This window comes from Nocardia sp. NPDC004654 (assembly GCF_040609595.1).
Taxonomy (GTDB): Bacteria; Actinomycetota; Actinomycetes; order Mycobacteriales; family Mycobacteriaceae; genus Nocardia.
In genome coordinates, this window is record NZ_JBEXKI010000001.1 from 214245 (window position 1) to 224164 (window position 9920).

5 protein-coding genes are annotated in these 9920 nt (G+C 69.5%); 4 read left to right on the top strand and 1 reads right to left on the bottom strand.

Annotated elements, in window-relative coordinates; translation table 11 throughout:
• Positions 1 to 56 precede the first annotated feature (56 nt).
• The 3 genes from ABZV58_RS01015 (at position 57) to ABZV58_RS01025 (ending at position 5771) form a co-directional block, all read left to right on the top strand.
• The gene (locus ABZV58_RS01015; protein WP_354998989.1) at positions 57 to 2009 is read left to right on the top strand and encodes a glycosyl transferase; all 1953 of its coding nucleotides are present in this window, start codon (positions 57 to 59) and stop codon (positions 2007 to 2009) included.
• A gap of 59 nt (positions 2010 to 2068) precedes the next feature.
• Positions 2069 to 5323, top strand: a complete 3255-nt coding sequence (locus tag ABZV58_RS01020) for an arabinosyltransferase domain-containing protein (protein ID WP_354998142.1) — start codon at positions 2069 to 2071, stop codon at positions 5321 to 5323.
• Positions 5324 to 5609: 286 nt separating this feature from the next.
• Positions 5610 to 5771, top strand: a complete 162-nt coding sequence (locus ABZV58_RS01025; RefSeq protein ID WP_169810867.1) for a hypothetical protein — start codon at positions 5610 to 5612, stop codon at positions 5769 to 5771.
• A gap of 156 nt (positions 5772 to 5927) precedes the next feature.
• Here ABZV58_RS01025 and ABZV58_RS01030 read toward each other — a convergent pair whose 3' ends face one another.
• Entirely contained in the window at positions 5928 to 9257 is a 3330-nt protein-coding gene (locus ABZV58_RS01030) for an arabinosyltransferase domain-containing protein (RefSeq protein WP_354998143.1), read from the bottom strand.
• A 139-nt stretch (positions 9258 to 9396) separates the two neighbouring features.
• Here ABZV58_RS01030 and ABZV58_RS01035 point away from each other — a divergent pair, with 139 nt between their 5' ends.
• A complete protein-coding gene (locus tag ABZV58_RS01035) occupies positions 9397 to 9900 on the top strand; it encodes a peptidylprolyl isomerase (protein WP_354998144.1) in 504 nt (167 codons plus the stop codon).
• Positions 9901 to 9920 lie beyond the last annotated feature (20 nt).

Sequence of the window (9920 nt, forward strand, 5' to 3'; positions counted from 1 at the left end):
GGTAGGGCAGAGGGAGAGTTTCGCGCGTGCGGTCGAACAGCGCCGATCAGGACACAATGGACGAATCGGCGGAGGACGGCTCGGCGGACAGACGGGTCCTGCTCGAACGGTCCGCGACAGCGCGAAGGCCCGCGCGCGCGATCACCCGTCGAGCCCTCGAGCGGATACGCTCCCGCATCCACCCGGCCGACCTCCTCATCGCCTTCGCCTACCTCGCGCTGGCAGCGACGGTCCTGTCCGCGCAGTGGCGCGATACCGACAGCGGCTACCTGATCAAGAGCGGTCAGGACCAGACGATGTGGGAGTGGTTCTTCGCGGTGACCGCGCATTCGGTCGCGAACCTGGAAAGCCCGCTCGGGACGAATCTCCAGAACTTCCCGGCCGGGGTGAACATGATGGCCAACACCGCCATGTTCGGCGTCGGCGTCCCGTTCACCCCGGTCACCCTGCTCTTCGGTCCGACGGTCACGTTCGTGCTCGCCCTCACCCTCGGCCTGGCCACGACGGCCTACGCCTGGTACTGGCTGTTCGCTCGGGAACTGGTGAGTTCACGGGCGGCCGCGGCGATCGGCGGCCTGTTCTGCGGCTTCGCTCCCGCGATGATCTCGCACGCCAACGCGCACCCGAACTTCGTCGCGCTGGCGCTGCTGCCGATCATCGCGGGGCTGCTGATCCGGATGGCGAAGGCAGGTTTACCTGCCCATAAGTGGTTCTCCGAGTGCGTGCCCGCAACGGAAAGACACGGTCTGCTCGTGCGCCGTCTCCGCACAAGTGCACCCGCCAGGGCGGGGGCGGTCGCCGCGGCCGCGCCGCGCAACCGGATCCGAGACGCGGTAGCGCTCGCCCTGCTCGTCGCCGCGCAGATCGCGCTCGGCGAGGAGCCGCTGCTGATCTTCGCGCTCGCGTTCGGGCTGTTCGGGGTCGTGTACCACCTGCGCGAGCCGCGACAGGGCGTGCGCGTCCTGCGTGCGCTCGCCCCGACGGTGGCCGCGGCCGCGGGCCTCACCCTGCTGCTCACGGCGGTCCCGCTGTGGTGGCAGTTCTTCGGTCCGCAGAGTTATCGCTCGATCGACCACGGTCCGATGGGCAACGATCTGAAGACCCTGGTGCAGTTCCCGTCCGAATCCCTTGGCGGCGCGTGGGCCCCGGGCCAGAACGTCGCCATCAACGAGACCGAACAGAACGCCTACTTCGGCTGGCCGCTGCTGCTCGTGCTGATCGCCACCGTTGCGCTGCTCTGGCGCGACCGGGTGGTGCGCGCGGCGGCCGCGGTGATCGCGGTGTTCGGCGTGCTCTCGCTCGGCTCCGTTGCCACCCTCGGCAAGCGCCCGACCGGCGTCCAATTGCCGTGGGCGCTGGCCGAACAGATCCCACTGCTGAATTCGGTGCTGGAGACCCGGCTGACGATGGCCGCCGTGCCCGCGATCGCCGCGGTGTTCGCGCTGGCATCCGATCGTGCCGTCGCGTCCTGGAAACAGTCGGCGGTGGACTGGAAGCCGCTCGCCTGGTTCGCGGCGCTGACCTTCGCGCTGTTGCCGTTGACGCCGACCGTCCTGCCCGTGACCGAACGCGCGCCCGCGCCGCGCTTCTTCACCGACGGCGCGGTGCGACAGTACGTCGACGACGGCTCGGTCGTCGTGATCCCGCCGCCGCGTCCGCCCGACGCGCGGGCGTTGCGCTGGCAGGCCGACACGGACTTCGCCTTCCCGCTCGCCGACGGCTACTTCGTCGGTCCGACCGGAGTCGAGAAGAAGGGCAGCTACGGACCCGAGGCCCGGCAAACCGCGATGCTCCTGGTGAAAGCGCAGGACACCGGTGCCGTACCGCCGATCGGCGCCGAGGCGCGGGCCGCCGCGCTGGCGGATCTGCGGTTCTGGCAGGCCGATGTGCTCGTGCTGCCGACCGCGAAGAACTCCGACGTGCTCACCAGCACCGTCACCCAGCTGCTCGGCTTCGCCCCGACGCGCGTCGAGGACGTGTGGATCTGGGACGTCCGCGCACTGGTCTGAAGCGGGCCCCGCCCTCGGTGCCGAGAGTCACGTTCGGGCGGTGATTAGCATGAACGATCGTGCGACCGGACCGATCTACTCGAGCGTTCTCCCGATACCGCCTGATCGCCCTCGTCTCCGGACTTCTCGGATTCGTGCTGGCGCTGCTCACGCCGCTGCTGCCGGTGGAGCAGGACCGGGCGACGCTGGACTGGCCCCAGCCGGGCGCCACCGACGTCGAGGCGCCACTGGTCTCCTATGTGCCGCTGCGGCTGGAAGCCACGCTGCCGTGCTCGACGCTCCAGTCCGGCGCCGACACGGTGCTGTCCACCATCCCGGTCGCCTCCGGCCAGGCCAACAGCAAGGGTCTGGTGGTCTCGATCGCGGACGGCACGCTCTCGGTGCTGCAACGCGACATTCCGCTGTTGTCCGCGCCGGTGGCCGAAATCGCGTCCTGCGGCGGGATCGAGATCGTCTCGACCGCGGCCGCGACCACCGTCGAATTCACCGGCGTGCGACGCGAAGACGGCACCGCCTTCCGCAACACGATCGACCGTGACATCCGGCCGCAGGTGGTCGGCGTGTTCACCGATCTGACCGCCGAACAGCTCGGCGGCGCGAAGCTGCGCGCCGACATCGACTCCCGGTTCTCCTCCACACCGAGCGCACTGAAACTGGCCGCCATGATCGCGGCCGCGGTCTGCACGATCATCGCGCTCGTCGCACTGCATCTGATCGACACCGGCGACGGCAGGCGGGCCCGCCGCTTCCTTCCCGCGCACTGGTGGCGCTTCTCCCCCGCCGACGCCGTGGTGCTCGGCGCACTGGTGGCCTGGCACGTCATCGGCGCGAATACCTCCGACGACGGCTACATCCTCAATATGGCGCGGGCCTCGGAGCATTCGGGCTATATGGCCAACTACTACCGCTGGTTCGCGGTGCCGGAGGCCCCGTTCGGCTGGTCCTACGAGGTGCTGGCCTGGATGACCAAGATCTCCGACGCCAGCCCGTGGATGCGCCTGCCGACGCTGCTCGCCGGGATCGTCTCGTGGCTGGTGATCAGCCGAGAGGTGCTGCCGCGCTTGGGCGCTCGGGTGCGCCGCGACCGGGTCGCGCTGTGGACGGCGGGACTGGTCTTCCTCGCCTTCTGGCTCCCCTACGACAACGGGCTGCGCCCGGAACCGCTGATCGCCGCGGGCGCGTTGCTCACCTGGTGCTCCATCGAGCGCGCCATCGCCACCGGCAGGCTGCTGCCCGCCGCCGTCGCCGTGCTCATCGCGGCCTTCTCGCTCGCGGCCGGTCCGACCGGCCTGATCTGCGTCGCCGCGCTGATCGCCGGATCGCGGCCGGTGCTGGAGATCATCGTGAAGCGGGCGCGCGGCTCGGCCACGGACTCCTTCGGCGCCAAGGTCTTCCGCTACTCCGCGCTGGTGTTTCCCGGTCTCGCGGCCGGAACCGTCGTGCTGATCGCGGTTTTCGCCGATCAGACCCTGTCGACGGTGATGGAGGCGACCCGCGTGCGCACGGTCGTCGGCCCGAACGTGGCCTGGTTCGACGAGCGCACCCGCTGGGACTCGCTGCTCATGCTCGCCCCGGACGGCTCGCTGTCCCGGCGTTTCGGCGTGCTGCTCATGCTGCTGTGCCTGCTGGTCTGCGTGCTCCAAGTGCTGCGCAAGGGGCGCATTCCCGGCACCTCGCGCGGTCCCTCGGTGCGCATCCTCGGCATCGTGTTCGCCTCGCTGTTCCTGATGATGTTCACGCCGACCAAGTGGACCCACCACTTCGGCGTCTACGCGGGCCTGGCCGGATCGCTGGCGGCGCTGGCCGCCGTCGCGGTGGGCACGGCGGCGATTCGCTCCGCCCGCAACCGTGCGCTGTTCGCGGCCGCCGTGCTGTTCCTGCTCGCGATCACCTTCACCGGCTCCAACGGCTGGTGGTACGTCTCCAGCTACGGCGTGCCGTGGTGGGACAAGGCGCCGCTGGTGGCGGGCAAGGGCATCTCGACGCTGTTCCTCGGCCTGACCGGCGTCGCGCTGCTGCTCGCGCTCTGGTTCCACTACCGCGAGCCCTACCGGCGCGAAAGGACCAAGCCCGCCAACGGTTTCGACCGGCTGGCGTCCGCGCCGCTGACCATCGCCGCCGCGCTGCTCGTGCTGTTCGAGTTCGCCTCGCTGGCCAAGGCCGCGGCCACCCAGTACCCGGCGTACTCGATCGCCAAGTCGAATGTCGAATCCCTGCGCGGCAATCCGTGCGCGCTGGCCGACGAGGTGCTCGTCGAGACCGACACCGCCGACTCGCTGCTGCTGCCCTACGAGGGCACGCCAGCCGACGGTCTCGACGCCGAATCGAAGGGCTTCTCCCCCAACGGCGTCGCGAGCGACCTGACCGCCGACGCGGAGGAGACCACCACGGGCGGCGCGAACACGGTGGACAAGGACTCGAAGAACAAGACGACCAACACCACCGGCGCGGGCACCGGCGGCGGCTCCACCGAGCAGGCGGGCATCAACGGCAGCACCGTGGCGCTGCCGTTCGGCCTCGACCCGGCGCGCACCCCGGTCATGGGCTCCTACCAGGAGGGCGAGCAGAAACAGTCGTCGCTGACCTCGCAGTGGTACCGCCTCGAGCTCACCGACAGCATGCGCCACGACCCCGCCTACCGCGTGCTCGCCATCACCGCGGCGGGCCGGATCAGGTCGGTGGACGCCGACGGCGTGGTCACCTACGGCCAGGACCTGCGCCTGGAGTACGGAACCCGCGGCGCCGACGGCGCGGTGACCGCGCTGGGCTCGGTGAACCCCCTCGACATCGGCGGGGCCCCGTCCTGGCGCAATCTGCGGGTGCCGCTCGATCGGCTGCCCGCCGAGGCGAACGCGGTGCGCCTGGTCACGGTGGACAACGACATCACCTCGAAGCAGTGGCTCGCCGTCACCCCGCCGCGCCTGCCGCGCCTGGCGACCCTGAATTCGGTTGTCGGGGAATCGGATCCGGTGCTGCTGGACTGGCACGTCGGCCTGGCCTTCCCGTGCCAGCGACCGTTCGACCACCACGACGGCGTCGCCGAGGCGCCGAAGTGGCGGATCCTGCCCGACCGCGTCGGCTCCGATGCCTCCAACGCCTGGCAGGACGACATCGGCGGCGGCCCGCTCGGCTGGACCGGACTGCTGCTGAAGGCCGAGACGGTGCCGACCTATCTCGACCACGACTGGGCACGCGATTGGGGTTCGCTGGAGCAGTTCACGCCGTATGATCCCGAGGCGCGGCCCGCGTCGATCGGGGTCACGACGGTGACGCGCGGCGGCATCGCGAAGGATGACCCGATTCGGGTGAAGTAGGCGTCACGGCCACGCGCGGAGTCGAGGCGTCTTCGCTCGGCCGAGCGAGGATTCGAATGCGTCGTCCCGGCACGAATCGGCCGGGACGACGGGGAGTTCGACGCCGAACAGATCGCCGGTCGCCCTACCGACCGGGAGGCCGTACGGTCGGTTTCGAACTGCCGCCCCACGTCTCGGGCTGCCCACGAAACCTCCTGACGCACTGTCGGTTTCGATGAGGTGACACCTCCGTAACCGATGATTCGAATACGAGACGCGGCCGCGTTTGGACCGTAATCTTGTGGGTATGACAGCAGCCTTCGATGACATGGATCTGCGCGATCTCGTCGATCTGCTCACCGACGAGGAAAAGCGCGAAATACGCCCTGCGGTGCAGCGGGTACTCGGCCGCCTCCCTTCCCAGGAGGTCCTGCGCCGCGAACTCGGGCGCCGCATGCTCGAGGTCTGAGCCGACCCCCCGAAACCTCACCCGCGGCGGCCCGGCGAAAGCCGAAAAGCCGTGAGTACGAGTCTGTCCGAAATCCCTACTACGTCCCCCCGAAAACGCACAGGGCCGTGCGCCGGTGAATTCTCACCTGCGGCACGGCCCTGCCTACGTTTCGGGTCAGAACACCCGCATATCGCCCGGCGACCACATGCCGGAACGGTTCGCCGTCCCGGTCTCCAGGCGGGCGGGCTTGGCGTTCGGGTCGTACTGGTCGTAGCGCTCCAGCGAACCCCAGTCGCGCGCCCAGTCGTCCTTCAGATAGGTCGGCATGGTGGTCGACTTGGCCAGCATCTGCGCGAAACCGAGCGGGCCGCCGAATTCCTCGGCCTGCCAGGTGTTGGTGGAGCTGATGGCCAGCGGCCGGTCCGGCAGGATGCGGTACTTCGGCACCTCGGCCACGCCGTTCTCGTGGTAGAACGGCCGCTGGCACGGGAATTGCAGACCCACCGCCCAGTCCAGCAGGATCGGCTGCTCGGAACCGAGGAAGTCGTTGAGCGAGTTCAGCTTCGGCATCCGCGGCGGGGTGAACGCCAGCCACTGGTCACCGATCAGGATCGGGTCGTTGGCGACGATGCGCACCGCGTCGGCGTCCGGCGCGAGCTCGTCCAGCGGCACCCGCAGGTTGCGCCAGGACGGGAACGGGCCGATGTCGCGCGGCAGGTAGGTGCCGAGTTTCTGCACGCTGCCGTCGGGCTGGCGGCGGCCGTAGTCCACCGTCAGCGACTGGCCGTACTTCATCGAGCCGGTGTCGTCGAAGGAGAGGATGCGTCCGGCGGCCGAGATCACCACCAGTGGGCGTTCGGCCGAGCGCGCGGGCAGCTCGTACCAGCTCGAGGTCAGGTTGGCGGGCTGCTGCACGCCCTCCTGGTAGCTGCCCATGATCGGCGTGGTCGCCGGGTCGAGACCGAAGGGCAGGGCCACGGTGCTGCCGTTGACGCCGAGCGCGCCCTGACCGCCGCCGGTGCCCGCGCTCTCGCCCTCGGCGAAGGCCGCGCCGACCGACTGGGTGGAGGTGTTGCCGGTGCCCGGCTTCACCTCGACGCTGTCGGCGGACAGGTCGTCCGGCACGCCGTTGGGATCGAAGCCCACCGGCTTCGCGCCCCCCAGCGGGTCGCCGTTGGCAGGCGGGTCGGCCGGATCGATGATCGGGTTCAGTCGTCCGCCGTTCGGGTCGGACTCCACCAGCACGTCGTTGGCCAGGCCGCACATGTTGCCGCCGAGCGCGTCGAAGTTGGAGCGGGCCAGCGAGTACGCGGGGTACTGCGAGTAGGCGCCCTTGGCCAGCGAGGCCACTTCGAGCAGCACCATCATCGCGGCGACCACGGTCAGCGGGATGGCGGCGAACTTGCGAATCCGCTTGCCCCGCACCGTCTTCGCCGAGGGTTGCGGCTTGGCGTAGTCCTCGCGCAGCGCGGACCAGGCGACCAGCGCGAGCGCGAGGCCGAACAGGACCAGCATCACCGTGTTCGACTGGTAGCCGCTCAGCGAGATCCGCTTGTCGAACCACGGCACGCCGAAGCTGGACACGTACCAGTAGCCGTTGATGCCGGAGAACGCGATCGCCAGCACGAACAGCAGGCCCGCGAGGAATATCGCCCGGTTCTTGCGTGCGCGCAACGCGCTCGCCGAGACAGCGACGGCCGTGACCGCCGCCAGCGAACCGGCGATGCCCGCGTACGCGCCGAAGTGGTGGGTCCACTTCGTCGGGTTGAACATCATGAAGAAGATCGTGCCGAGCACGATGCCCATCAACCGCCAGGTCGGACCGCTCGCGATGCCGGGCACCCGCCTGCGCCGCAGCAGCACCAGCATGGTGGTGAACAGGCACAGCAGCATGATCAGGAAGGCGAAGCGGCGCGAGAGCGAGCCGTCCACCGTCTCCACGAACAGGTAGTAGTAGCGCAGGTAGTCCTCGTACCAGGCCAGGTTCGGGCCGGTGGCCTGACGCACCCGGTTCGCTTCCTGGATACCGGCGAAGGTCTGATCGCTGTAGACCACCGTCAGCACGAGCACGCCCGCCGCAGCGATCGGCGCGAGCAGCGGCAGCGCGCCGTGTTCGCGGTGCCTGCGCACCACGACCCGCACCAGCGGACGGATACCGGCGAGCAGCGCCGCGACGCACATCAGACCGGTCGGCGCGGCCGCCAGCGTGAACGCGGCGATCAGCACCGCCGCCGCGGCGGGCAGCAAACGTCCGGTCGCGATGGCGCGCTCGATGGAGACCCAGGTCAGCAGCGCGCCGAGCGCGACGATCGGCTCCGAGCGCAGGCCGTTGTCGAACGGCAGCCAGAAGGCGAGGAACACCAGGCCGCCGGTCCACAGCGCCACCTTGCTCGCGCGCACGCCGCGCCCGAGGCGGGGCACCACCTCGCGGCTGATCACCATCCAGCAGAGGATGGCGCAGGCCAAAGCGGGCAGGCGCACCCACGGGCTCGCCGTGGAGATCTCGGCGAACACCTGGATCACGTAGTAGTACCAGCCGAACGGCGCCTCCGGCACGCCGTACCAGCGGAAGTAGTTGGCCATGTAGCCCGCCTCCGGGGCCACCCGCACCATGCTCAGGATGTAGCCGTCGTCGGAGGTGTTGGCGCCGACGAAGTGCCACAGCAGCAGGGTGCCGATCACCGCGCCGTCGGCCCAGGTCGGCTTCAGCCAGTTGGCGGGCAGGAAGCGGCGGTGTCCGCGGCCGTCGCTGCTGTCCAGGCGGGCCAGCGCCCCCAGCGCGACGAGAGTGCACAGCAGCGCCGCGATCATCGCGATCATCTTGACGAGCGTCGGGCTGGAGCTGAACCGGGTGTCGACGGTCATGTCGAAGGACAGACCGGCCGGGACCGCGCCCTTCAGATCGGAGAAGACGCCCACCACCTGCGGCCGCAGATCACCGATCAGCTGGCCCTCGACCGGAACCTGGACGCTCTCGACGCCGCGTCCGCCCTCGACCGGCTGGTCGACGGTCCTGGTCAGTCCCTCGAACGCGGCGTGGGTGCGCTCGCGATCGGAGGTGATGGCGATCGAGGAACACTCGCCCATCCGCTCACGCTCGGCCGACGCGACCACCGCGTTGCGGTCCACCACGTCGACCGACGACTCGGAGACTCGCACGAACATGGCCTCCAGCGCCGCACGGTCGCCCTGCGGCGGCGCGGTGGCCAGCAGCATGCCGCCCTGCGCGGGCAACGACGCCACCGCGGAACACGGGATGGTCGCCCGCAGGCCGGTCGGCACCTGCGACATGAGCGGCGCCTGCACGTTGCCCAGCGTGCCGCCCTGCGGCCACTTCAGCACCGCGGTGGTCTGCTCGACGGGCAGGAACGGCGTGGCCAGCGCCAGCAGTGCGCCGAGCACCCCGGCCACCAGCGCGATTATTCGCGCCGTTCGATAGTCCTTCGGTCGGACCTCGGGTGCGGCGGGAGGCTTCGTCAAGACAGCGGTTGCGGCGTCGGGCACGGTTGGCAATGCTAGCGAATAACGGGACGGCACCGGGTCCCGGAAGCGTGCTGTGAGTTCGCCGAATTTCGATCCGGGGTACTTTTCACCCCGAAACACGACCCGACGTGCTGACCCATTACCGGTCGAATGGAAAGGTGTGGGTATGACCAAGGTGAATCTCGAGACGAATTTCGGAGCGATCGTCCTGGAGTTGGACGCGGAGAAGGCGCCCAAGACGGTGCAGAACTTCGTGGACTACGTGAACGCCGGCCACTACAACGGCACGATTTTCCACCGCGTGATCCCGAACTTCATGATCCAGGGCGGCGGCTTCGAGCCCAACATGCGCCAGAAGGGCACCAACGCCCCGATCCAGAACGAGGCGAACAACGGCCTGAAGAACAACAAGTACACCGTCGCGATGGCGCGGACCAACGACCCGCACTCGGCCACCGCGCAGTTCTTCATCAACGTCGCCGACAACGACTTCCTGAACCACTCGGCGCCCACGCCGTCCGGCTGGGGCTACACCGTGTTCGGCGCGGTCGTGGACGGCGCCGAGGTGGTCGACAAGATCGCGGGCGTGCGGACCGGCTCGGCGGGCATGCACCAGGACGTGCCGCTCGAGGCCGTCGTCATCGAATCCGCGAGCATCGGCTGAGCGCCGAACATAGGAACGCG